This is a genomic window from Pseudoxanthomonas suwonensis J47 (genome assembly GCF_000513955.1).
GTDB lineage: Bacteria > Pseudomonadota > Gammaproteobacteria > Xanthomonadales > Xanthomonadaceae > Pseudoxanthomonas > Pseudoxanthomonas suwonensis_C.
The window spans coordinates 164260-187867 of record NZ_AZUZ01000001.1 but is presented as its reverse complement, the minus strand read 5'-3'; the positions used below and the strand labels follow the sequence as shown (position 1 = coordinate 187867).

General features: G+C 70.3%; 19 protein-coding genes. 11 read left to right on the top strand and 8 right to left on the bottom strand.

Going from position 1 to position 23608, the window contains the following annotated elements:
- Nucleotides 1–29 precede the first annotated feature (29 nt).
- The 6 genes from M503_RS0100780 to M503_RS0100750 all read right to left on the bottom strand — a co-directional run bounded on the left by M503_RS0100780 (nt 30) and on the right by M503_RS0100750 (nt 13670).
- Nucleotides 30–1742 carry a DUF5597 domain-containing protein gene (locus M503_RS0100780; protein ID WP_155951934.1) on the bottom strand — a complete coding sequence of 571 codons (1713 nt, stop codon included), beginning with the start codon at nt 1740–1742 and terminating at the stop codon, nt 30–32.
- A 35-nt stretch (nt 1743–1777) separates the two neighbouring features.
- Entirely contained in the window at nt 1778–3712 is a 1935-nt protein-coding gene (locus M503_RS0100775; RefSeq protein WP_028928060.1) for a sialate O-acetylesterase, read from the bottom strand.
- Nucleotides 3709–5928 carry a cellulase gene (locus M503_RS15345; RefSeq protein WP_037060057.1) on the bottom strand — a complete coding sequence of 740 codons (2220 nt, stop codon included), beginning with the start codon at nt 5926–5928 and terminating at the stop codon, nt 3709–3711. Before M503_RS15345 ends, M503_RS0100775 begins: the two co-directional genes overlap by 4 nt.
- 100 nt (nt 5929–6028) lie before the next feature.
- Nucleotides 6029–8995 carry a TonB-dependent receptor gene (locus tag M503_RS0100765; RefSeq protein ID WP_051414062.1) on the bottom strand — a complete coding sequence of 989 codons (2967 nt, stop codon included), beginning with the start codon at nt 8993–8995 and terminating at the stop codon, nt 6029–6031.
- Nucleotides 8996–9344: 349 nt separating this feature from the next.
- Complete coding sequence (locus tag M503_RS0100755) at nt 9345–12512, bottom strand: TonB-dependent receptor (RefSeq protein WP_081720887.1); 3168 nt, start codon at nt 12510–12512, stop codon at nt 9345–9347.
- A gap of 195 nt (nt 12513–12707) precedes the next feature.
- A complete protein-coding gene (locus tag M503_RS0100750) occupies nt 12708–13670 on the bottom strand; it encodes a LysR substrate-binding domain-containing protein (RefSeq protein ID WP_028918561.1) in 963 nt (320 codons plus the stop codon).
- Between the two features lie 244 nt (nt 13671–13914).
- Here M503_RS0100750 and M503_RS17565 point away from each other — a divergent pair, with 244 nt between their 5' ends.
- The 5 genes from M503_RS17565 to fdxA all read left to right on the top strand — a co-directional run bounded on the left by M503_RS17565 (nt 13915) and on the right by fdxA (nt 17975).
- Complete coding sequence (locus M503_RS17565; RefSeq protein WP_051414060.1) at nt 13915–14583, top strand: 2-dehydro-3-deoxy-6-phosphogalactonate aldolase; 669 nt, start codon at nt 13915–13917, stop codon at nt 14581–14583.
- Between the two features lie 24 nt (nt 14584–14607).
- A complete protein-coding gene (dgoD, locus tag M503_RS17560; protein ID WP_024868160.1) occupies nt 14608–15756 on the top strand; it encodes a galactonate dehydratase in 1149 nt (382 codons plus the stop codon).
- A gap of 10 nt (nt 15757–15766) precedes the next feature.
- Nucleotides 15767–16684: an SMP-30/gluconolactonase/LRE family protein gene (locus M503_RS0100735; protein ID WP_051414059.1), complete on the top strand. Its 918-nt coding sequence runs from the start codon at nt 15767–15769 to the stop codon at nt 16682–16684.
- Nucleotides 16681–17580, top strand: a complete 900-nt coding sequence (locus M503_RS0100730; RefSeq protein WP_028918558.1) for a 2-dehydro-3-deoxygalactonokinase — start codon at nt 16681–16683, stop codon at nt 17578–17580. The genes M503_RS0100735 and M503_RS0100730 overlap by 4 nt, the downstream gene beginning before the upstream one ends.
- Nucleotides 17581–17651: 71 nt before the next feature.
- Complete coding sequence (fdxA, locus tag M503_RS0100725) at nt 17652–17975, top strand: ferredoxin FdxA (RefSeq protein WP_024868157.1); 324 nt, start codon at nt 17652–17654, stop codon at nt 17973–17975.
- A gap of 94 nt (nt 17976–18069) precedes the next feature.
- Here the strand turns inward: fdxA and M503_RS0100720 are convergent, their stop codons facing one another.
- Both M503_RS0100720 and dapA read right to left on the bottom strand, forming a co-directional pair.
- On the bottom strand, nt 18070–18588 hold the full coding sequence (locus M503_RS0100720; protein ID WP_028918557.1) for a hypothetical protein: 519 nt from the start codon (nt 18586–18588) through the stop codon (nt 18070–18072).
- 23 nt (nt 18589–18611) lie between these two features.
- On the bottom strand, nt 18612–19523 hold the full coding sequence (gene dapA, locus M503_RS0100715) for a 4-hydroxy-tetrahydrodipicolinate synthase (protein ID WP_028918556.1): 912 nt from the start codon (nt 19521–19523) through the stop codon (nt 18612–18614).
- A 147-nt stretch (nt 19524–19670) separates the two neighbouring features.
- Here dapA and M503_RS0100710 point away from each other — a divergent pair, with 147 nt between their 5' ends.
- The 6 genes from M503_RS0100710 (at nt 19671) to M503_RS15340 (ending at nt 23594) form a co-directional block, all read left to right on the top strand.
- The gene (locus M503_RS0100710; RefSeq protein ID WP_156924692.1) at nt 19671–20246 is read left to right on the top strand and encodes a glycine cleavage system protein R; all 576 of its coding nucleotides are present in this window, start codon (nt 19671–19673) and stop codon (nt 20244–20246) included.
- 15 nt (nt 20247–20261) lie between these two features.
- Nucleotides 20262–20384: a hypothetical protein gene (locus M503_RS17875; RefSeq protein ID WP_269319381.1), complete on the top strand. Its 123-nt coding sequence runs from the start codon at nt 20262–20264 to the stop codon at nt 20382–20384.
- The gene (locus M503_RS0100700) at nt 20381–20857 is read left to right on the top strand and encodes a peroxiredoxin (RefSeq protein ID WP_028918555.1); all 477 of its coding nucleotides are present in this window, start codon (nt 20381–20383) and stop codon (nt 20855–20857) included. Before M503_RS17875 ends, M503_RS0100700 begins: the two co-directional genes overlap by 4 nt.
- 124 nt (nt 20858–20981) lie before the next feature.
- A complete protein-coding gene (locus M503_RS0100695; RefSeq protein WP_024868152.1) occupies nt 20982–22382 on the top strand; it encodes a PhoH family protein in 1401 nt (466 codons plus the stop codon).
- Between the two features lie 235 nt (nt 22383–22617).
- Nucleotides 22618–22872: a helix-turn-helix domain-containing protein gene (locus M503_RS0100690; RefSeq protein WP_024868151.1), complete on the top strand. Its 255-nt coding sequence runs from the start codon at nt 22618–22620 to the stop codon at nt 22870–22872.
- Nucleotides 22873–22874: 2 nt separating this feature from the next.
- Nucleotides 22875–23594 carry a YoaK family protein gene (locus tag M503_RS15340; protein ID WP_051414058.1) on the top strand — a complete coding sequence of 240 codons (720 nt, stop codon included), beginning with the start codon at nt 22875–22877 and terminating at the stop codon, nt 23592–23594.
- Nucleotides 23595–23608: the final 14 nt, after the last annotated feature.

Here is a 23608-nt window from a genome sequence, read left to right as displayed (position 1 = left end):
GGCGCCCGCGACGCCCTGCTGTATGCGGTTCAATAGGTCGCCAGCTTCACCCGCAGTAGCTGCGGAGCGCTGGAGAAGTTGAGGCCGTAGTCGGTCTGGTCGCCGTTCCAGCGGCGCTGGAACACCCATTCGCCGTCGACGTACGTGCCCTCGTCCACGTATTCGTATATCTGCCGCGCGGCCATCGCCGGGTCGTAGGCGACCAGGTTCACCCGGGCATGCAGGCCGGTCACCAGAAACTCGTCCGGTCCCAGCTGCACCACCAGCGCGCCGCCTACCGGCTCGGGATTGCCCGGCGGTTCGCCCTGGAACCAGAACTGCGGCACGCCGTAGGTCACCACCGCCTTCCAGCGCCCGTCGATGGGCAGGGTCTGCACCGGCTGGCCGGGCTGTTCGGCCGTGCCATGGACCCTGCCCTCGAGGCTGGCCCTGGCGATCACCCGCGCCGCGGGCGCCACTAACCGGTAGTTGAGAGCGAACGGTTCCAGCGTCTCCGCGGTGACGTGCTTCGCACCCAGCGGGTAGTTGCTGTAGCGGGTGAAGTCGATGCCGAACGGCGACCAGCCGATGGCCTGGTGGCCCAGCGCGGCGAAGAAGTAGCGCGCGTACTCGGCGCGGTTGCCGGTCTCGGCGACGAACAGCGGGTTGTCCGGCCGCGAGTAGCGGTCCAGCACGGTGGTGTAGTTCACGTACTCGGGCATGTAGATGTCCGGCGCCAGCAGGTCGATATGCGGCGCGGCGGCCTTGTACACGTCCAGTACGTTGTCGGTCGGGCCGCCGCTGGCGTACTGGCCCGGCTGCCCGGGGTTGAACGGCCCGCGCAATGCCGCGTTGATGTACATCGGCAGCGGGTACTCGGCCTTGCCCGCCTCGGCGACCTGGTCGATGAAGCGGGCGATATGCCAGGCGTGGAAGAACTCGTCGGCGTCGGCACCGAACACCTCGCGCCAGGTGCCGGGCGGCTTGCCCAGCTTCTCGAGCAGCGGCCGTGGGACCTGCGCCTCGAACTGCTGCTGCGCCAGCGCCGAGAAGTCGCGCACGCCACCGTAGGTGCCCGGCTCGTTCTGCGGCTGGACCATGACCACCGTGCGCTGCGGATCGGCGGCCTTCAGGTGGCGCATCAGCTGGACGAAGGCCTTGCGGTCGGCTTCCAGCGTCTCCTCGCCGTGCGGCGACAGCGAATCGAGCGTGCGCCCGTCGGCGGTGACCACGCGCGGGAAGCGCGCGTTGTCCAGCTTCACCCACTTCGGCGCGTAATGCGGCGCGTTGTTCTTCCAGGTGGCGAACCACAGCAGGACCAGGCGCACCTCGTGCTCGCGTGCCTGCCTGAGCAGTTCGTCGACCCAGGAGAAATCGAACCTGCCCTCCTCCGGCTCGACCTGTTCCCAGGCCACCGGCACCATCACCGTGTTCGGCCTGACCACCTCGATCGCCGGCCACACGTGCTGCAGGGCCCAGGGCCAGTTGCTGGAATTGTTGACCTGGGCGCCCAGGATGAGGAACGGCTCGCCGTCGACCAGCAGCGCGTGGCGGCCGTCGCGGGTGACGATGCCGGGGATCGGGGCTTCGGCAGCCGGCTGCGCATCCTTCGCCGGCCTCGCCGCCGCCGGCGCCGCGCCCGCATCGGTCGTGGCGTCCGCCGTGCCATCGCGCGCGCCGCACGCGGCCAGCAGCAACGCCAGCACAACTGCTGCCAGCGCGCGACCAGCACGCATGCCTGCCATTCCCGCTCCATTCCGCATCGCCTGCTCCTCCCGCCGCTTCGCGGCCTTCATGCTCACCACGCCTGCGTCCGGAACGGCGACGCCGGCAGTCCGTCCTGTCCCACGAGGTCGGCCTCGCCCGGATCGTCCTTCCAGGCATAGCGCGCCATGGCCGGCTGCCGCACCTTGGCGCTGCGCAGGACCACGGTGTCGCCTTCTATCCGCGCTTCCGCAGGATGGAAGCGCCCGTCCTTGCCGGCGACCTCGAAGCCGCGCGGCGCGTTGCCGCCGCCACGGGTGGCCAGCACGCCGCCGGCGGCATCGAACTCCAGCACCAGTTCGCGGCCTTGCGGGCGCGCGGCGCGGAAGACCGGGCCGCTGTGGACCAGGTCGCGCTCGCCATAGGCGAAGCGGCGCGCGCCCAGCGCCAGGCGGTGGCCGACCGTGCGCTTGTCGCGCGGATGGATGTCGTGGCTGTCGCCGACGTCGATGCTCACCGCCTGCGCCGTGACCGGCAGCACCAGCGCCGCCGACTGCGATTCGCGCAGCGTGGCCCAGGGGCTGTCGGCGACCGTGCCGTCCGCGTGCAGCCGGTCGTCGCCGGAATGGAAGGCGGCCAGCTGCACCCACAGGAACGGCATCGCCGGCGACCGCCAGGCGCCGCGCCAGCCCTCGATCATGGCCTTGAACTGGCCGCGGTAGCGGAAGGCCGCGTCGTCGCGGGCATTGGCCTCGCCCTGGTACCAGATCACGCCCGCCAGCGGATACGGCTGCAGCGGGTGGACCATGGCGTTGTACAGCAGGGTCTCGATCTGGTTCTTGCCTTCGTCGGCGGACACGACGACCGTGGCGGTACGGAAGCGCCAGCCCTCAAGCGCGCGGCGCCGGCCGCCTTTGGTCTCGACGAAAACCTCGCCCGGCGCGCCGGCGATCCCGCCGCCACCGCCGGTGTCCTCGACCCGCACCGCGACGGCATTGCGACCCGGCTTCAGCGCGGCGGCGGGCACGCGGTACACGCGCGGCACGTTGTAGGCATTGGTGGTCGCGCCGACGCGCTGGCCGTTGACCCAGGCCACGTCGCTGTCGTCGATCTGGCCCAGGCCCAGGGTCACGCCCGCGGCGGCCTCGGCGCCGGTCAGCTCGAAGTGCGCGCGGTACCAGGCCACGACGTCCATGCCGGCATAGCCTTCGGTTTCCCACAGTGCGGGCACGGCGATCGATGCCCAGTCCGCATCGTCCAGTTCCGCGGCGGCGAAGGCCTCCGAATCCGGATCCACCGCCGGCCACCGGGCCACGCGCTCGCGGGTGGCCGCCTCGGTGCGCGCATCTTCTGCACGGCGTTCGGCCATCCGTGCTTCCAGCTCCGCCGCATCCAGTCCGAGCATCGAGGCGTCCATCCACGCCTCGATCGCGCTGCCGCCCCAGGTGCTGTCGATGATGCCCACCGGCACGTCGAGCACCTGGCGCAGTTCGCGGGCGAAGGCGTAGCCCACCGCCGAGAACTCGCCGACGTGTTGCGGGCTGGCCGCCAGCCACTGCCCGCCGGCCAGCTGCGCCTGCGGCGTGGCCGCCCACGACTTCGGCACCTTGAAGTGGCGCAGCAGCGGATCGTTGGCGCCGGCGATGTCCTCGGCCGCGTGCAGGCTCGTGGCTACCGGCCATTCCATGTTCGACTGCCCGGAGGCCAGCCAGACCTCGCCGACCAGTACGTCGGCAATGCGGCGCTGCTCGCTGCCCGCGCGCACCACCAGCACCTGCGGCCCGCCCGCCGGCTGCGCCGGCAGCTGCAGCGACCAGCGTCCATCGGCACCGGCCACGGCGCTGGCGCGGTGGCCGGCGAACTCGACCTGCACCTGCGCGCCCGGCGCCGCGCTGCCCCAGACCGGCAACGGACGGTCGCGCTGCAGCACCGCGCCGTCCGAGAACAGCAGCGGCAGCTCGAGCGGGGCGGCCATCGCGCATAGCGGCGCCAGCCAGGCCAGAAGCAGCAGGAAGAGGCGTTGCTTCATCGTGCAGGTTCTCCGTAGATGACACCGCGGCCGCCGGTGGCCAGGTAGACGCGCCCGGGTACGCGGGCGTCGCCGGTGAGCATGCGCAGGCTGCCGAAGCGGTGTTGCGGATCGTCGATGCGCAGCCAGCGCCGGCCACCGTCGTCCGAGCGGAACAGGCCGTCGACGCCGTCGACCACGCCGGCCACGAACAGCGCCGGCACCTCGCTTCCGGCGGCCGGTGCACCCAGGCCGGCGGCATGCGCCACCTCGACGCCAGCAACCGGTTCGAGGCCCTCCCCGCTCCAGTGCAGGATGCCACGGTCGCCGGCGACGACGTGGACCAGGCCGCGCGTATCCGGCGCAGGCAGCAGCTCGACGCGGTAGCGCGCATCGACCGGACCGGTGCCGACGGACACGCGCTGGAAGCGCGCGGCGCCGTCGCCGCTGAGGTACAGGCCGCCGTCGGACGGATCGAGCGCGTACCAGCGCGCCGCATCGACGCGGTCGGCGGCGGTGATGGCGCCGTGCGGCAGGCCTTCGACGCGCTGCCAGTGGCGGCCGGCGTTGGTGGTCAGCCAGTGCGGGCCGCCGCGCGCATGCCAGACCACGCGCGCGCCGTCGGCCGACATCGCCACCGCGACGCGGCCTTCTCCATCCGTTGCCGGCGGCTCCTGCGCGAACGCGGTCCAGGTGCGGCCACCATCGCGCGACTGCGCCACGCGCACCACCGCCGGATCCGGATGGTGCAGGTGGCCGGCGCGCACCAGATGCAGCGGGTCCTGGCCGGCATAGTCCAGGCTCTCGGTATTGCTGTAGCGCGGGCCGGCGAACTGTGTGGTGGTGCGTTCCAGGTCGTCGTGGCGGAAGCCGTCGATATCGCCCAGCCCGCTGACCAGCGGCGCGCCCTGCGTGGTGCTCAGCAGGTCCAGCGGCACGGTTTCCTCCAGCCCGGCATCGTCGAAGACCCAGCGCACGGTACCGCCGCGATCCAGCGCGCGCATGTCGCGCGAGGCCCACACGCCATAGCCGGTGACGAACAGCACCCGGTCCGGGTCGTGCGGGTCGATCTCGATGTCGGCCATCCAGTGCGGCGTGGCCTGCGCGGTCCAGGGCGAAGCGGCGTGGTCGAACTCCGAGGCGGCGAGCACCGGCGTCCAGTGGCGGCCGCCGTCGATGCTGCGGTAGACCTCGTCGCGAGGCTGCCAGCGGCGGAAGGTGGTGGCGACGATCACGTCGGGATTCGAGGCGTCCACCGCCACCGCGCCCCAGCCGAAGCCGTCGCCCTCGCCATCGGTGGATTGCGGCGCGGGGGTGATGTCGGTCCACGCGCCGCGCGCCGGCGAGTAGCGCCACACCGCGCCGTCGTTCATCCGGTCCGGGCCCGGTTCGTCGCCGTAGCTGAGCAGGAAATCGCCGCGCGCGTCGCGGACCATGTGGCTGGGACGCAGCCCGGTCGGCTGGCCTTCCACCGGCGCCCAGCTGCGGCCGGCATCGTCCGAACGGAACAGTCCGCCCTCGCGGCTTGACACGCCGGCGTAAACCACCGGCGTCGGTTCCCCCGCGCGGCCGTTGGCCGGATCGAACACCACGAACACGATGCCGATCGCCTGGCGGCGGCCGGCGTGGTTCACCGCGCTGGCCGAATCCGAGGTCGCCAGCGCCGGGAAGCCGTCCACGCGCTGCCAGCTGGCTCCATGGTCGCCGCTGCGCCACAGGCCATGCGCGCGCGTGCCGAGGAACAGCACCCGGCCGTCGCCCGGATCCACCGCCAGGCGTTCGCCATTGCCACGGCCGAGCTCGTTGCCGCCGAGCTTGAACGGCAGGTCGCTGCGCCGGAAAGTCGCGCCGCGATCATCCGAGCGCAGGATCGCGCCATTGCCGGCGCGCTCGTGGGTATAGGTGCCGGCGGCCAGGTACACGCGCCCCGGATCGGAAGGATCCAGCGCCAGGCTCTCGATCCCGGTGAGGTTGGCATCGGCCTGGCCGAGCCAGTCGGTCAGCGGGATCCAGCGCCCGCTGGCCGCATCGCGGCGGTAGGCGCCACCGACGTCAGTGCGCGCGTACAGCAGGCCCGGCTCGGACGGATGGAACACCAGCCCGGTGACGAAACCGCCGCCGCCGATGGCGACGTTGCGCCACTGGTACGGGACCTGGTCCTGCGCGGCCGCGGACGCGGGCGCCATGCAGGCCAGCAGAAGCACGACGAGGACGGACGCCGGGTGGAGCCTGTGCATCGGGTTCCCTGTTCGTGGAGCGCGCCCCGCATCGGGCGAAACGCGCTCCCTGGAGCCGGTGAAGCCGGCGGGGGAGGAGCCGCGCCCTCCCCCGCCGCGGTCAGAACGTCAGGCGCAGCGTCGCCGCGTAGCGACGGTCGTTGAGGTACCAGGAGGTGACCCGGCTGCCGGCCCCGTTCTGGTCCATGATCGTGCGCTGCTCGGCGTCGTTGAGGTTGTTCATCTCCAGGCCCAGCTGCACGTGGTCGCTGAAGCGGTAGAAGATCGAACCGTCCAGCTGGCCGTAGTCGTCGCTGTAAACCGGCAGCTTCCAGACGATGCCGTTGTTGTCGCCGTTGTAGCCGTTCGGGCCGACCGACAGCAGGTACTTGCTGCGCCAGTTGTAGGCCAGGCGGATCTGCCACGGGCCCTTCTCGTAGAACACGGCCACGTTGTAGGCGTTCTTCGACAGGCCATCGGCCGGCAGGTCGTCGAACAGCGAGCCGTCGGTATCCACCGGCACCACGTCGACGTTGTCCGGCACCCTGGTCGAGCTGTCGATGTAGGTGTAGTTGGCCGACATGCCCAGCCCGTCGAACGGCGCCGGCAGGAAATCGAAGAACTGGTTCCAGCCCACCTCCGCGCCGCGGACGGTGGCGGTGCCGACGTTGACCGGGCGGCTGATCAGGTAGTCGTAGCTGTTGCCGTCGGCACCCGGGAACGACACCACCTCGGTCTGGCGGCGGAAGTAGTCCTTGATGTCCTTGTAGAACAGGTTGATCCAGGCCATGCCGCCGTGTTCCGGATCGAAGTACCACTCCGCCGACACGTCGAACTGGTTGGCCTTCATTGGCTCCAGGTATGGGTTGTCGTACGAGCTCCCGGTCAGGGTGAGGCAGGCGGGCGTCACCACGCTGGTGCCGTCGCAGCTGTTGCCGGCGTCGTCGAAGTCGCGGATGCCGACCTGCAGCTCCTGGTAGGCCTGCATGTCGCTGAAGTTCGGGCGGGCGATCGCCCTGGACGCGGCGAAGCGGAAGATCAGGTTCTCCACCGCTTCCCAGCGCATGTTCAGGCTGGGCAGCACGTCGGTGTACGAGTTCGACGCGGTGATCGGCTCCGACTCGCCCGCGCCCAGGTACGGCGCGCGGAACTCGTTCGGGTAGATCAGGAAGCCCTTGGCCGAGTTCTCGGTGCGCACCACGCGCACGCCGACGTTGCCGTCGAAGGCCACGTCGTCCAGGCCGAAGCTGAGCATCAGGTAGCCGCCGGTGGTGTCCTCTTCCTGGTCGTTGGTGTGCTGCGGGCCCGGCAGGGTCGGCTCGTACGGCGGCGGGTTGTCCAGGTAGTACGGCTGGGCCGCGTCGTGGATAGCCTGGTAGCTGGCCGGGAAACCCAGCGCGTTGGACAGCACCGGCGCGTAGAAGCCGCCCGGCGTGTTGGCCTTGCCGCGGTAGAAGTTGTTGAAGGTGTTGAGGTGGGTCAGGCTGGAGTTGATCTGGCCGTTGAGGTCCAGGCCCGGCAGCGGCTGGTCGCCCGGCAGGCGCCACCACTGCATCCACGGCTGGATCACCGCCACCCAGTTGTAGCCGGTGTCGATGCTGGTCGCTTCGCGCCGGGTCAGGCGCACGCCGCCCTTGATCGAGCGGAAGAAGCCGCTGTCGAAGCTGTACTTCAGGTCGGCGCGCCAGGCGAACTGTTCGGCCTCGTTGTCGTCCTGGTGGTCCATGGTGAACCCCCAGTAGTAGTTGGCGGGGTTCGCGGTGAACTGCTGGTCGACGCCGATCGACGGCAGGCCGCCGCCCAGGTCGACGTCGATGTACGGCATGCGCAGGCCCAGCGCCACGGTGGAGTCGAGGCTCTTCGTGTCGGCCTTGATGTACTGCAGGTCGGTGGACAGGTCGACGTGGTCGTTGACCGTCCAGCGCAGCCCGGCGGAGAAGTCGGTGGTCTTGGAGCGGCGGTTGGAGGCGCGGATGTCGGTGCCCATCGGCACGCCGTCCGGCTGGGTGATGCGACCGGAACGCACCACGTTGCCGTCCAGCTGGTACGGCTGGCCGGGGTCGAGCAGGACCTGGGTCGGGTCGTTGTCGACGAAGATCGCGTCCTCGTTCCACAGCTCGTTGTAGCTGCTCTGGAACGCGGTGGCGACGACCTCGACGTCGTCGTTCGGCCGCCACTGCAGGGCCAGGTAGGCGCCGCTGCGCTCGCGGTCGTAGTTGAGCGTGCGCCAGTCGGCACCGCGCGGCACCCACAGCGCGTCGTTGCTGCCGTCGCCGTCGACGTCGGAGTTGCTGTTGAGGAAGAACGGGCGCACGAACATGCCGTCGGTGCGCGTGGCCAGGTCGGAACGGGCCAGGTCGACGAGGATGCCGAAGTCGCCGGCGCCGGTGTTCCAGCGGTTGCTGTACAGCACCGAGGCCGACGGGCTGGTCTTCTTTGCGAAGTCGCCGCGGTTGGCGCTGAAGCTGGCGGCCAGCTTCTCGCCCTCGAAGTCGAACGGCAGCCGCGTGCGCAGGTCGACGCTGCCGCCGAGGCCGCCTTCGATCATCTCGGCGGTCTGGTTCTTGTACACGTCCACGCCGGCGAGCAGTTCCGACGGCACGTCCTGGAAGCTGAGGCCGCGGCCGCCGGAGGCGGAGAAGCTGTCGCGGCCGTTGAGCTCGGAGCGGACCTGGGTCAGGCCGCGCACCTGCACGCCGTTGCCCTCCGCCGAGAAGTGTTCCGGGTCGCCGACGGCGAGGAAGCGGTCGATGGTCACGCCGGGGATGCGCGACAGGGTCTCGGTGACGCTGCGGTCCGGCAGCGCGCCGATGTCCTGGGCGGTGACCGAATCGACGAAGGTGTCGGCGTCGCGCTTGATGTCCTGCGCGCGCATCACGCTGGCGCGGATGCCCTGGACCTGCACGGTCTCCAGTTCGACGGCGTCGGAGGCGGTGGCGGACGGCTCCTCCTCCCCCGTCGCCTCCTGGGCGCTGAGCGCGCCACCGGGCAGGGCCAGGGCGATGCCCAGGGCCAGGATGGAGCGGACGAGACGGACAGGCAGGCGCGACGTGGCGCCGGCGGCGGCGCGGACGGGGTATTTCGACATCACAGTTCCCTCCCAGGACACTGACGACCGAAAACTTCGTTGTGGGCCGGCAGGGCCGGCGGGGGTTCGCCAGCGCTGTCATTCGCGGAGGAAGGACTGCAACGCGCGGCCGGGGATACCCTCGGCCGGCACCATAGGCAGCTGCCGCTGCCCAAAACCAATGAAGATTTGCGCCTGAGCTATATCGACGCGGAATATCACACCGGTAAACCTATGGTTTTCCAAGCTCCCCGGACGCTGGCGCGGCCCCCATTGATGTGACGGCGGCCACGCTTTGCGGGGCGTTGCACCCCGGACAAACGGAAGCCCGCGCGGCTCCCCACCGCGCGGGCTTCCCTGCCGCACCCTCTTACCAGCTGGCGCGCAGCACCAGCGAGTAGCGACGGTCGTTCTCGAACCAGGCGCGCTTGTACAGCGTCTCGTCGATGAACCCGTCGCGACGGTAGCCACGCGGCCCCATCAGCAGCTTGGTGGTGCTGTTGGTGAGGTTGTTGGCCTGCAGGCCCAGCTGCATGTTCGCGTTGATGTTGAAGAAGATCGAACCGTCCAGCTGGCCGTAGTCGTCGTTCCACACCGGCTGGCGCATCGCCGGCATCACGTCGCTGGAGGTCAGCAGGTAGCGCGAACGCCAGTTGTAGGCCAGGCGAAGCGAGACCGGCCCGCGTTCGTAGATGCCCATCACGTTGTAGCTGCGGCGGGACAGGCCTTCCAGCGGCAGCTCGACCGGGACTTCCGCCGGCGTGCCGTCGGGGATGCTCACGTCGGCGTTGGTGCCGCCCGAGCTGTCCACGAAGGTGTAGTTGGCCTGCACGCCGAAGCCCGGCAGGAAGTCGAAGAACTGCGAGTAGCCCAGCTCGAAACCGCGGATCTTGCCTTCGTCCAGGTTGCGGGTGCGGGTCATCACGTACTCGCGGCCGTCCTGCAGGATCTCCGAGCCGAGCGAGGTCGCGAAGTAGTCCTTGACGTCCTTGGCGAACACGGTGATGTAGGCGCTGTTGGCCGGACCGAAGTACCACTCCAGCGCGGTGTCGAACTGGTTGGCGCGCATCGGCTTCAGCTCGGGGTTGCCGCCGCTGCCGCTGTAGCTCAGGTCGTCGAAGCCGCACATCTCCTCGCGCAGGCCGTCGCGGCGGGCGGTGGCGCAGCCGGCCGCGCTGGCGCCGAGCGTGATCCAGTTCTGCATCAGGCGGAACTCCGGACGCGCGATGGCCTTCGACGCGGCGAAGCGCCACTGCAGGCCGTGGTCGAAGCGGACGCGGACGTTCAGGCTGGGCAGCACGTCGGTGTACGAACTGCGGGTGGTGTTCTCGAAGTACTGGCCGTAGAACGCCTCGCGGACTTCCGGCAGGACGTCCTCCAGGTACGAGCCGGTCATGTCCGGCATCAGGCCGCCGCCGACGGACTCGACGCTGGTCTTGACCACGCGCACGCCGACGTTGCCGTCCACCGGCAGGCCGTTGGCGCTGTTGTCGAAGTACAGGATGCCGTAGGCCGCTTGGGTGCGCTCATCCTGGCTGTTGACCGCATCCGGCGAGTAGGCGATCGGCTGCCACTGCGCGCCGGGAATGGTCGCCAGCGTGTCGCGCACCTTGGCGATGTCGACGAAGCTGTCGGCCGCGGCCCAGAACTGGGTCGGGACGTTGGCCTTGCCGCGGAAGAAGTCCTTCAGCGTGTAGAGCTGCGACTGGTCGCCGTAGAACTGGTCGATCCAGGCCACCGGCGGGCGGGTCGGATCCGGGTTCTGGATGCGGTTCCAGTCGTCGGAGATCACCCGCCAGTTGTAGGTGGTGTAGAAGCTGGTGTACTCGCGGTCGGCCAGGCGGACGCCGAAGCGGGCCATGCGCCACCAGTCGCTGTCGAAGCTGTACTCGAAGTCCAGGCGCGCCGCGCGCTCGGTGCCCTCGTTGTCGGCCAGGTGGTCCATGGCCGAACGCCAGAAGTAGTTCTGCTGCTGCAGCGGGAAGCTCGGGTCGTCCAGGGTGACCGACGGGTACTTGCCGGTCAGGTCCAGGGTGATGCCTTCCATCAGCGTCGAGGTGTGGACGGAGAAGTCCACCTGGTCGCTCTCGGCCTTCACGTACTGGAAGTCGGCCCGCATGATCAGCTTGTCGGTCATGTAGTGCCGGATGCTGGTCGACCAGTCGGTGGTCTGCGAGCTCTGCACGTTGTAGCGGTTGCCGACGGCGAACTGGATGCCCGGGCCCTGGTACATGCCGTTGGAATCGTCGCCCGGCTGGCCGCGCCAGCCGCCCAGGCGGATCGAGCCCTTGAGGAAGCGGCCGTTCTCGTCGTACAGGAAGCGGGTGCCCGGCATCGGGATCAGGCGGTTGGTGCGGTCGGCCAGGCCGTCGCCGCCGTCGTAGGCGTTGCCGAAGTAATTGGGGTCGCCGGTCCAGTTGTCGGTGTTGTTGGCCTCGCCGGCGCCGGCGTACTCCATGAAGTGCTCGCGCCAGGTCATGTCGTACTTGGAGGTGATGACCTGGGTGGAGATCTCGGTGTCGTCGTTCGGGCGCCACTGGAACGCGATCGCGCCGCCCTGGCGCTTGCGCTCGAAGTCGGTGCGGCGCCAGTTCACGCCGCCGGGAACGAACACGTGGTCGCGGTCGGTGCCTTCCAGCAGCAGGTCGCGCTGGCTGTCCGAGGGAACCCAGTTGTCGACTTCCCAGTCGTACACCCAGCCTTCGCCGTTGGGCAGGCCTTCCGGCTGCTCGGCCGGGGTGCGGCCGCGACGGGAGAACGGCTGGATCTGGATGCCGTCGGACTGGGTGGCCAGCTCGGAGTACGAAGCGTTGACCAGGAAGCCCATCTCGCCGACGCCGGTCTGCCAGCGGTCGGAGAACAGGAACGAGGCGGACGGACGCGCGTCCTTGGCCTTGTCGCCGTAGTTGACGTCGACGCTGCCGGCGATCTTGCGGCCCGGCTCGTCGAACGGCTTGCGGGTGCGCAGGTTGACCGTGCCGCCGAGGCCGCCCTCGATGATCTCGGCCGACGGGTTCTTGTACACGTCCACGCCGGCCATCAGCTCGGACGGGATCTCCTCGAAGCTCAGGCCGCGGCCGCCGTTGGCGCTGAACACGTCGCGGCCGTTCAGTTCGCCGCGCACGAAGGTCAGGCCGCGGATCATCACGCCACTGCCTTCGGCGGAGAAGTGGTCGGTATCGTCACGCGCCGCGAAACCGGTAACGGTCACGCCCGAAACGCGCTTCAGGGTCTCGGTGACGCTGCGGTCGGGCAGCGCGCCGATGTCCTCGGCGGTCACCGAGTCGATGATCTGTTCGGCGTCCTGCTTGATGTCCTGCGCGCGCATCAGGCTGCCGCGCAGGCCCTTCACTTCGACGGTCTCGAGATCGACCGCTTCGTTCGCGGGAGCGGGATCGGCCGTCGCCTGGGCCTGGGCCTGCAGGGCGACGGATGACAGCGCCAGGGCGATCCCCAGCGCCAGCGTGCATCGGTTGGTACGGAAAGACGCGTACGGCATGGCGCCGGCGCGGGCGGCGCGAAGGTGTTGCCTCGACATTGCAGTTCCCCTCCCAGAGACCTGTAAACGATCGACCAGCTTGTGTTTGGGTTGTGGACGGCGGCCGTGCGTGAGCTCCCCAGGCCGGACCGTCATCACAAAGGTAGCGCTAACATTCCAAAAAAAGAAGCACTTCATTCCCCCCCTACCTTGGTCGGGAGACGCACCCATCGGGGGAACCCCGAGGGAAACCGCTCAGCGGGCGCCCGCGGAATACAGCTCCTGGGCCGTGCCGCGCAGCGCTTCCAGCATCTTTTCCGCGGCCGGCGACAGCTGGTGGCCACGGCGGCGGACGATGCCGAACGATTCCATGCTCACCCCCAGCTCGAGCGGCAGGACCGCCAGTTGCTGCGCCTGCACATAGGGCGCCACCGCCTCCACCGGCAGCGCGGTGAGCAGATCGCTGGAGCGCAGCAGGTTGATCGTCACCGGCAGCGAGGAGGTCTCGACGGTACTGCGCGAGCCCACCAGGCCGCGCTCGAGGAACATCGTTTCCAGGCGCGCGCGCAGCACGCTGTCCGGCGGCGGCAGGATCCAGCCGTACTCCTCCAGGTCCGCGTGCGCGACCGCGGCGCGCCCGGCCAGCGGGTGGCCGGCGCGCACCACCACCGAATGCGGTTCGTCGGCCAGCGGTTCGAACACCAGCTCGGCGCCGTCCTCCGGATCCATGATCCGGCCGATGACCAGGTCCAGCTGGCCGTCCAGCAGCTTGGCCACCAGCGGCCGGCTGTAGTCCATCTCGATCCGCACCAGGATGTCCGGGTGCTGGCGCTTGACCGCGGCCACCGCCTGCGGGACCAGGTTGGTGCCCGGATTGACCACGGTGCCGATCGAGGCCTGGCCCATGCGCCCGTCGCGCAGCGCGGCGATCTCCTCCTGGGCGCGGCCGATCTCCAGCAAGGCGCTGCGCGCGCGCCGGATCAGCACCTGGCCGTACCATGTCGGCGCCACCCCGCGGGCATGGCGCTCGAACAGCGGCACGCCGAGCAGGCCCTCCATCTCGGCCAGCAGCTTCGATGCCGCCGGCTGGGTCATGCGCGCCGCCTCGGCCGCGCGCAGCACCGAGCCCTGCTCGTCCAGATGCATCAGCAGGAGCAGGTGCCGCGTCTTCAGCCGCGACGGATTGGACCAGTGCGCATGGTTGATCGGCTTTGCCATCTCCCCCTCCGGAGATCTATTCAGCATGGGAATAGATTACGGCGAAAATTTCATTTGCCCAACATAGCTGCCCGAGCGAGGCTACCGCCGCTCGAATCCACCCCTGCCCCGCACCATGGCGCGGCCGGGATTCGCGACGCCTGGGAGGAGGCCATGGCTGGTTCCACTACACCGCGGCGCGGAACGGAACCCGTGTCCGCTGCACCGTCCCGTTCGACGCCGCGTCCTGCGTGCGTGCCTGCGCATGACTGATCCGGCCTCGCCGTCGCCCGCCGACGGACACCCTGCCCGCCTGCCGTTCCGGCTGCCGCTGGTCGCGATCCTGCGCGGCGTCGGCGCGGACGAGGCCCGGGCACACCTCGGCGCGCTGGTCGACGAGGGCTACGACGCGATCGAGATCCCGCTCAATTCGCCCGACTGGGCGCGGGGCATCGCGGCTGCCGTGCAGGCATACGGCGACCGCGCCTGGATCGGCGGCGGCACCGTGCTGCGCCCGGCCGAAGTGGACACCCTGCAGGAGCTTGGGGCGCGCTTCATCGTCACCCCGAACACCAACCCGCTGCTGATCCGCCACGCCGTGGCGGCCGGGCTGCAGGTGGTCGCCGGCTTCGCCACCGCCAGCGAAGCCTTCGCCGCGCTCGACGCCGGCGCGCAGATGCTCAAGCTGTTTCCCGCCGCCACCTATGGCCCCGGCCACGTGCGTGCGCTGCGCGCGGTGCTGCCGCCGGTGCCGCTGTTCGTGGTCGGCGGCGTGAGCCCGGATGCGCTGGTCGCCTACCTCGCCGCCGGCAGCGACGGCGCGGGCATCGGCGGCGAGCTCTACCGCCCCGGCCAGGACGTCGAAACCACGCGCGCCAACGCGCGCCGGTTCCGCCTGGCCTTGCGCACGGCGTCGATGAAGGACCACGGATGAAGGACACCCGATGAAGGACACTCGATGAAGATCAGCCGCCTCACCACGTGGCATGCCGCGCCACGCTGGCTGTTCCTCAAGGTCGAGACCGACGAGGGCATCAGCGGCTGGGGCGAGCCGGTCGTCGAGGGGCGCGCGCGCACTGTCGAGGCGGCGGTGCACGAACTGGCCGAGTACCTGGTCGGGCGCGATCCGTCGCGGATCAACGACCTGTGGCAGACCCTGTACCGCGGCGGTTTCTATCGAGGCGGGCCGGTGCTCATGAGCGCCATCGCCGGCATCGACCAGGCGCTGTGGGACATCAAGGGCAAGGCCCTGGGCGTGCCGGTGTACGAACTGCTCGGCGGCCTGGTGCGCGAGCGCATGAAGACCTACCGCTGGGTCGGCGGCGACCGCCCGGCCGAGCTGGTTGAACAGATCCGCGGCTACCGCGAACTGGGCTTCGACACCTTCAAGTTCAACGGCACCGAGGAGCTGAAGCTGCTCGACAGCCCGCGTGCGGTCGACGCGGCGCTGGCGCGCGTCGCCGCCGTACGCGAGGCCTTCGGCGACAGCGTCGACTTCGGCATCGACTTCCACGGCCGCGTCGCCGCGCCGATGGCGCGCGTGCTGCTGCGCGAGCTGGAACCGTACCGGCCGCTGTTCGTCGAGGAGCCGGTGCTGCCGGAACAGGCCGAGTACTACCCGCGCCTGGCCGCGGCCACCCCGATCCCGCTGGCTGCTGGGGAGCGCATGTACTCGCGCTTCGAGTTCAAGCGCGTGCTCGAGGCCGGCGGCCTGTCGATCCTGCAGCCGGACCTGTCGCATGCCGGCGGCATCACCGAGTGCGTCAAGATCGCGGCGATGGCCGAGGCCTGCGACGTGGCCCTGGCCCCGCACTGCCCGCTCGGCCCGGTGGCGCTGGCCGCCTGCCTGCAGGTGGACTTCGTCGCCCACAACGCGGTGCTGCAGGAACAGAGCATCGGCATCCACTACAACCAGGGCGCCGACCTGCTCGACTACGTCCTCAACAAGGAGGACTTCGCCTGCGTCGACGGCGACATCGCCGCCCTGCCGAAGCCCGGCCTGGGCGTGGAAGTCGACGAGGACCGGCTGCGCCACGCCCATGCCAACCCGCCCGACTGGCGCAACCCGGTCTGGCGCCATGCGGACGGCAGCGTCGCGGAATGGTAGAAAGGCGGCAATGGAGCCCGCCGAACCCATAGCCCGACTGGTCGCCCCCTCGCGCTGCGCGCATGGCGAGGGCGTGCTGTGGTGCGAACGGCGCGGGATCGTGCTGTGGGTCGACATCGACGGCTCGCGGCTGTGGATGCACGCACCGGCCCGCGGCATCTCGCGCTGGTGGGTGCTGCCCGACCGCCCCTGCTGCATGGCCCTGGCCAGCGACGGCTCGCTGCTGCTGGCCCTGGCGAAATCGCTGCAGCGCGCGGACCTGGACGCGGCGCTGCGCGGGCATGGCGAACTGCCCCTCCAGTACCTTGCCGACGTGCAGGCCGACGAGCCGCGCACCCGCAGCAACGACGGCCGCGCCGATCGCCACGGCAACTTCGTGTTCGGCACGATGGACGAATCGGCAGGCAAGTCCGCGATCGGCGTCTTCTACCAGTACTCGGCGCGCCACGGCCTGCGCGTGCTGCCGTTGCCGCGCAGCGCGATCCCGAACTCGATCTGCTTCTCGCCCGACGGCCGCACCCTGTACTGGTGCGATTCCATGCAGCCGCTGATCCTGGCCTGCGACTACGACCCCGACGCCGCGCAGGTCGGCCCTTCGCGCGAGTTCGCCCGTGTCGACCTGGAAGGCGCCTCGCCCGACGGCTCCTGCATCGACGCCGAGGGCGCGCTGTGGAACGCGCAATGGGGCGGCGCGCGCGTGGTCCGTTACCGCGCCGATGGCAGCGTCGACCGCGTCGTGCCGATGCCGGTGCCGCAGCCGTCGTGCTGCGCGATCGGTGGCGAGGCGATGGACATGCTCTACGTGATCACCTCGCCGCAAGGGCTGGACCCCAGCGCGCGCGCGGCGGCGCCGGAATCCGGCAGCCTGTACGCGGTACCGCTCGGGCGCCGCCTGGGCCTGGCGGAAAGCCGGGTGGTGCTGCCGTGATCGCGGTCGACTGGGGCGGCAGCAGCCTGCGTGCGTACCGCCTGGCCGACGATGGACGCGTGCTGGAGCGCCGCCGCAGCGACGAAGGCGCACTGTCCTGCCAGGGCCGCTTCGGCCGCGTGCTCGCCGGCCTGGTCGACGGCTGGGACGATCCGCTGGTGGTGATGGCCGGCATGGTCGGCGCGCGCGGCGGCTGGATCGAAGTCCCGTACGTGCGCTGCCCGGCCGACGTCGGCGCGCTGGCCGCGGGAATGCTGCACCTGGACGGTTCCGCCGAGGCGCCGGGCCTGGCCGGCCGCGCGCTGTGGTGCGTGCCGGGCATGGCCGACCGCACCACCGCCGCCGGCGACGTGATGCGCGGCGAGGAGACCCAGGTCGTCGGCCTGGAGCCGGTGCTGGGCCCGGGCACGCACACGGTCTGCCTGCCGGGCACGCACAGCAAATGGGTGCAGGTGCGCGACGGCGCGATCGTGCGCCTGTCCACCGCGATGACCGGCGAGCTCTACGCGCTGCTGCGCGCGCACAGCATCCTCGGCCGCAGCATGGCCACCGGCGAGCCGCCGCTGGACCAGGCCGCGTTCGACGCCGGCCTGGCCTGCAGCGCCGATCCGGCCGGCGGCCTGCTGCACGACCTGTTCGGCGTGCGTACCGCCTTCCTGTTCAACCGTTTCCCGGCACCCGCCCTGCCCTCGTACCTGTCCGGCCTGCTGGTCGGCCACGAGCTGCAGGCGGCGCTGGCCGGACTGCCCGCGCCGGTGCACCTGGTCGGCAACGCGGCGCTGGTGGAGCGCTACGCGCACGCGCTGCAGGCACGCGGGGTCGAGGTGCTGCGCCATCCGGAAGAGCTCGCGGCGGCGGGCATCCACCGCCTGGCGCGGGCCCGCGGCCTGGCCTGATTGTCCCGGCAGGCACGGCAGGCGGCGGCTGGCTTAGAATATGCAGCCTGTTCCTGCCGCAACACACCGCCATGCCCTTCGTCGTCACCGAGAACTGCATCAAGTGCAAGTACACCGACTGCGTGGAGGTGTGCCCGGTCGACTGTTTCCATGAAGGCCCGAACTTCCTGGTGATCGACCCGGACGAGTGCATCGACTGCACCCTGTGCGAACCGGAATGCCCGGCCAAGGCCATCTATCCGGAAGACGACGTGCCGGCCGGCCAGGAGGCCTTCGTGGCGCTCAACGCCGAACTGTCCCGCGCCTGGCCGGTGATCACCGTGCGCAAGGAACCGTTGCCCGACGCCGCCGAGTGGGACGGCAAGCCGGGCAAGCTGCCGCTGCTGGAACGCTGAACCTGCGCGCGCCCCGTGCGCGACGCCTCCGTTCGACGGATACGAAAAAGGCGCCCCAGCGGGCGCCTTTTCCATTTGCTGCCTGGCGGCTGGATCAGCGCGCCAGCGCCGCCTGCACCGAGGTGATCGCCTTGAGCGCCGCCGGCGAAGTGGCCTGCACGCCGCGCGGATCGACCGCCGACACATAGGCGCCGTTCTGCACCGCGACCACGCGCACGAGGAAGTCGGTGCCTTCGTAGCTGACGTCGTAGGTACCCAGCAGCTGCGCGCGGCTGGAAATGGTCAGGCCTTCGATGCCTTCCAGCGCGGTGCCGACGCGGGCGAACACCTCGTCGCGGGTGCCTTCGACGGTGAAGCCGCTCGGCGAGGCCGCCGGCGCGGCGCCCGGCACCTGCTGCGCGGCCTGGCCAGCGGCCGGCGGCAGCGCCATCGCGCCGGAGGTGTCGGGGAGGTTCAGGTCCGGCGGCACTTCCAGCGGACGCGCTTCGGGGCTGAGCGCGTAGTCGCCCTTCGGCCCCTTGCGGAACCAGGAGCAGCCGCCCAGCGACGCGACCACGGTGAAGGCCAGGAGCACGCCCGCGGAGGCGCGGACAAGGCGGGAATACTGGGACATCGGCATAGCTCTCCGTTGATGGGTCAGGCCGCGAGCGGTTCGCGGCCGTGGTGTGCTTCGAGTTCGCGTACCAGCGCCACGATACGCGCGGCCTGCTCGTGGTGCTGCGCCGACAGCGGCAGCAGCGGCAGGCGCGGGCCATGGCCGTAGCCGAGGCGCTGCAGCAGCGCCTTGACCGGGGTCGGGTTCGGCTCGACGCCGCAGAATGCATGCAGCGGCGCAAGGCGCGCATCCCACGCCAGCGCGGCATTGGCGGCATCGCCGGCGCGGGCCAGGTCGCACAGGTGGCGGTAGGCCGACGGGGCGACGTTGGAGCCGACCGACACCAGGCCGTCCATGCCGGCCAGCATCGAGCGCGCGGCGCTGGCGTCGTCTCCGCCAAGCACGGCGAATCCCGGCGCGCGCAGCGCGACCAGCGCCTCGACCCGCGCCGGATCGGCCACCGCTTCCTTGATGCCGACGATGTTGCCGTGCGCGGCCAGCCCGGCCACGGTTTCCGGCAGCAGGTCCGAACCGGTGCGGCCGGGGACGTTGTAGAGCACCACCGGCAGTCCGCCCTGGTCGGCGACGGCGCGGAAGTGCGCCAGCATGCCGGCCTGGGTCGGGCGCACGTACGGCGGCACCACCACCAGCGCGGCATCGGCGCCGGCGGCCGCGGCGCGGCGGGTCCGGGCGACGGTGTGCGCGGTGCCCTGCTGCCCGGTGCCGGCCAGCACCGGCACCCGTCCGGCGACGGTTTCCACCGCCACCTGCAGCAGGGTGTCGTATTCGTCATCCGAGAGCATCGCCGCCTCGCCCGTGGAACCGGCCACGACCAGGCCCTGGACGCCGGCGGCCAGCTGCCATTCCAGCAGCCGGCGCCAGGCATCGAGGTCGGGCGCGCCGGACACCTCGAACGGGGTCGCAAGCGCGGTGATCAGGCCGGTGGGGTGCAAAGCGTTCCGCTCTGGTTTCGGCGGCTGGCGCGTGGCGCGGGCCGCTTTTCGGGAGCCCGATCATACTTGCGGCCCGAAAGCACGGGCAAGTATGCTGCCCACGAGGCACAGGCCCTCCGCGGCCCGCCATTCAGCCTAAGCAACACAATGCCGGAAGCCGACTTGACCGACACCCCGCCCCGGCCCTCGCCGAACGAGAACCACCTCCTGATCAACGCCTACACGACGCATCCGGAGTCGCCGCTGCTGGCGGTGACGCGGCGCATCGCCGACAGCGGCTGCAACCTCGTCGACGCGCGCCTGGCCACGGTCGGCCGCGACGTGTCGATGACGGCGCTGGCCACCGGTTCGTGGGACGCGGTGGCGAAGCTGGAAACCATGCTCGGCCGCCTCGAACGCGAGGAAGGCCTCAAGCTCAACTGGTACCGCACCGCCGCCAAGCAGGTGCAATCCAACCTGCTGCCCTACATCGTCGAGGTGGTGGCGGCGGACAAGCCGGGCATCCTGTTCCAGCTGGCGGACTTCTTCGACCGCCAGGGCATCACCATCGAGAACCTGCAGAGCACCCGCTACCGCGCCATGCAGACCGGCGCGGAGATGTTCTCGGCGCAGGTGACCATCGGCGTGCCGGCGAACATGCACATCGCCGCGCTGCGCGACGATTTCCTCGAGTTCTGCGACCACCTGAACCTCGACGCCATCATGGACCCGATGAAGTTCTGACCGCAGGAGGCCTCGTTGGAATTCGTCCTGTTCTTCATCGCCCTTGCACTCTTCGCGGCCCAGCAGAAGGAAGTGGCCAGCCTGAAGAAGCGGGTGGACGCCCTGGAGGCGGAACGCCGGGAGGCCGGCAACGCATGAGTACCGCCAGGCTCGACCGCGCCACGCTCAAGCTGCCGCTGGCCCTGTCCGGCGGCCGCACCGCCACCCTCGCCGACTACAAGGGCCGCTGGCTGGTGCTGTACTTCTACCCGAAGGACAGCACGCCCGGCTGCACCACCGAGGGCCTGGACTTCAACGCGCTGCTGCCGCAGTTCGAGGAACTCGGCGCCGATGTGCTGGGCGTGTCGCGCGACTCGGTTAAGTCGCACGACAACTTCTGCGCGAAGCAGGGCTTCCGGTTCCCGCTGGTCAGCGACGCCGACGAGGCGCTGTGCCGCGCCTTCGACGTGATCCACGAGAAGAACATGTACGGGCGCAAGGTGCTGGGCGTGGTCCGCAGCACCTTCCTGATTTCTCCCGACGGGCGCATCGCCCGCGAATGGCGCGGGGTCAAGGTTCCCGGCCATGCCCAGGCCGTGCTCGACGCACTGAAGGCCGAAGCCACGCAGTGACCGCCAACGCCGCCACTTCCCGCCGTCGTCCTGCCCCGCAGGCCGCGACGGCGCGCCCCTGTCCGGCCTCCGTGCGCAACGCGCACGCCGTGCCCGCCGCCGCCCCTCCCACCAGGAAGCCACGATGACCCGAGGCAAGCGCATCTACGTGCTGGATACCAACGTGCTGATGCACGATCCCACCGCGCTGTTCAAGTTCGAGGAGCACGACATCTACCTGCCGATGCAGGTCATCGAGGAACTCGACAACGCCAAGAAAGGCACGTCCGAGGCGAGCCGCAACGCGCGCCAGGTCAGCCGTTTCCTCAACGAGCTGGTCGAAGCCTCCGGCCTGGAGCGGATGGCCGACGGCATCCCGCTGCAGCAGCCCCAGGGCGTGCAGCTGCGCGGGCGGCAGAGCGGCGGCGTGCTGCGCTTCCAGACCGACCACTTCGAGGCCGGCAAGAGCTTCGGCGCGGTGATCCCGGACAACGCCATCCTCGGCGCGATCCTCGCGCTGAAGGAGCAGACCCCGCCGGAGATCCCGGTGGTGTTCGTGTCCAAGGACATCAACCTGCGGATCAAGGCGGCGATCGCGGGCATCGTGTCGGAGGACTACGAGAACGACCGCGCGCTCGACGACTTCAGCCTGCTGTTCACCGGCGCCACCGAGCTGTCGGAAGACTTCTGGAAGCGCCACGGCGACGACCTGCGCTCCTGGTCCGACCGCGGCCGCACCAGCTACGAGGTGGCCTTGCGCGAGGACGAGGACTGGTATCCGAACCAGTTCCTGTACCTGCCCGGCGAGGACGACGTCGAACTGCGCGTCACCCGCGTGGAGGACGGCAAGGCCACCCTGTCGCTGGTCGACGACTTCCGCGGCGGACAGCACGCGGTGTGGGGCATCACCGCGCGCAACCGCGAGCAGAACTTCGCGCTCAACGCGCTGATGGACCCGGAGATCGACTTCGTCACCCTGCTCGGCACCGCCGGCACCGGCAAGACCCTGCTGGCGCTGGCCGCCGGCCTGGCCCAGACCATGGACCAGCAGCGCTACCGCGAGATCATCATGACCCGCGCCACGGTCAGCGTCGGCGAGGACATCGGCTTCCTGCCCGGCACCGAGGAGGAAAAGATGACGCCGTGGATGGGCGCGCTCACCGACAACCTGGAAGTGCTCACCCACAACCAGGAAGGCGGCGCCTGGGGGCGTGCGGCGACCAACGACCTGCTCGCCTCGCGGATCAAGATCCGCTCGATGAACTTCATGCGCGGCCGCACCTTCCTCTCGCGCTACCTGATCCTCGACGAGGCGCAGAACCTCACGCCGAAGCAGATGAAGACGCTGATCACCCGCGCCGGCCCCGGCACCAAGATCGTGTGCCTGGGCAACGTGGAGCAGATCGACACCCCGTACCTGACCGAGACCACCTCGGGCCTGACCTACGCGGTCGACCGCTTCAAGAACTGGCCGCACAGCGCGCACATCACCCTGCGCCGCGGCGAACGCTCGCGCCTGGCCGACTTCGCCTCCGAGGTGCTCTGAGCAGCCCCCCCTCTCCCACCGGGGTGAGGCGGGATGTTTGCGCGCCACGGGCGCGCATGCCGTGGAACGCCCGCGTCCCATGGACGGGGGCGGGGTGCGGAGCGGGGGCCGAGGTGAGGGGGTGACAACCCGGCCGCGCCCCGATGCCCGCTTGGGCACGGCGCATGATGTTCAAAACATCACAAGCCACGCCTCAAACTTGCATACCCATGGCTGGAGGGGGACAATCCCCACCATGCTTACCGCTGCCCAGTTACGCGCCGCCCGCGCCCTGCTCGGCATCGACCAGCGCCAGCTGGCCGCGCTGGCGGGCGTGTCGCTGCCGACGATCCAGCGCATGGAAGCCAGCGAAGGCACCGTGCGCGGCGTCGTGGACACGCTGATGAAGGTGGTCGACGCGCTCGACGCCGCCGGCATCGAACTGATCGGCCCGGGCCAGCCCAGCCGCGGCGAAGGCCGCGGCGTGCGCCTCAAGGAGGCCGGTCGCTGACCATGGGCGTGCAGCTGCCTCGCTGGGTCTGGGTCGGCGCGGTGACGCTGGCGTGCATCGCCGGCATGGTCAACGTGATCGGCTACCTCGGCTTCGAGCACCAGGCGGTCAGCCACCTCACCGGCACCACCAGCCTGCTCGGCGCATCCCTGGCCAGCGGCAACTGGCGTTCAGTCGGCCATCTCTGGGCGGTGCTGATCGCCTTCAGCCTGGGCGCGACGCTCAGCGGCCTCATCATCCAGGACAGCACCCTGCGCCTGGGCCGCCGCTACGGCGTGGTGCTTTCCATCGAAGCGCTGCTGCTGGCCGGCTCGGTACCGATGTTCGAGAACCGGCAGATCCTCGGCGCGCTGCTGGCGTCCACCGCCTGCGGCCTGCAGAACGCGATGGTGACCACGTACAGCGGCGCGATCGTGCGCACCACCCACCTCACCGGCATGTTCACCGACCTGGGCATCGGCCTGGGCCATCTGCTGCGCGGCATGCCCTTGCCGATGCGCCGCCTCACCCTGAGCGGGCTGATCATCAGCGGTTTCCTCGGCGGCGGCATCCTCGGGGCCTGGGCGTTCCGCGCCTGGCATTACAAGGCACTGCTGGTCCCGGCCGCGCTCACCGGCCTGGCCGGCATCGGCTACGTCCTCTACCGCAACTGGACGATGCGCCGGTCGCGCCCGAAGCCGGCCGCGCGGGACCGCGCACGGGAACCGCTGCAACCACGCTGACCTCCGGGGGAGCC

Coding starts and splice junctions, on each gene's coding strand:
- M503_RS0100780 (WP_155951934.1), bottom strand. CDS start 1,742: ATGCGGAATGGAGCGGGAATGGCAGGCATGCGTGCTGGTCGCGCGCTG.
- M503_RS0100775 (WP_028928060.1), bottom strand. CDS start 3,712: ATGAAGCAACGCCTCTTCCTGCTGCTTCTGGCCTGGCTGGCGCCGCTA.
- M503_RS15345 (WP_037060057.1), bottom strand. CDS start 5,928: ATGCACAGGCTCCACCCGGCGTCCGTCCTCGTCGTGCTTCTGCTGGCC.
- M503_RS0100765 (WP_051414062.1), bottom strand. CDS start 8,995: ATGTCGAAATACCCCGTCCGCGCCGCCGCCGGCGCCACGTCGCGCCTG.
- M503_RS0100755 (WP_081720887.1), bottom strand. CDS start 12,512: ATGTCGAGGCAACACCTTCGCGCCGCCCGCGCCGGCGCCATGCCGTAC.
- M503_RS0100750 (WP_028918561.1), bottom strand. CDS start 13,670: ATGGCAAAGCCGATCAACCATGCGCACTGGTCCAATCCGTCGCGGCTG.
- M503_RS17565 (WP_051414060.1), top strand. CDS start 13,915: ATGACTGATCCGGCCTCGCCGTCGCCCGCCGACGGACACCCTGCCCGC.
- dgoD (WP_024868160.1), top strand. CDS start 14,608: ATGAAGATCAGCCGCCTCACCACGTGGCATGCCGCGCCACGCTGGCTG.
- M503_RS0100735 (WP_051414059.1), top strand. CDS start 15,767: ATGGAGCCCGCCGAACCCATAGCCCGACTGGTCGCCCCCTCGCGCTGC.
- fdxA (WP_024868157.1), top strand. CDS start 17,652: ATGCCCTTCGTCGTCACCGAGAACTGCATCAAGTGCAAGTACACCGAC.
- M503_RS0100720 (WP_028918557.1), bottom strand. CDS start 18,588: ATGTCCCAGTATTCCCGCCTTGTCCGCGCCTCCGCGGGCGTGCTCCTG.
- M503_RS0100710 (WP_156924692.1), top strand. CDS start 19,671: ATGCCGGAAGCCGACTTGACCGACACCCCGCCCCGGCCCTCGCCGAAC.
- M503_RS0100700 (WP_028918555.1), top strand. CDS start 20,381: ATGAGTACCGCCAGGCTCGACCGCGCCACGCTCAAGCTGCCGCTGGCC.
- M503_RS0100695 (WP_024868152.1), top strand. CDS start 20,982: ATGACCCGAGGCAAGCGCATCTACGTGCTGGATACCAACGTGCTGATG.
- M503_RS0100690 (WP_024868151.1), top strand. CDS start 22,618: ATGCTTACCGCTGCCCAGTTACGCGCCGCCCGCGCCCTGCTCGGCATC.
- M503_RS15340 (WP_051414058.1), top strand. CDS start 22,875: ATGGGCGTGCAGCTGCCTCGCTGGGTCTGGGTCGGCGCGGTGACGCTG.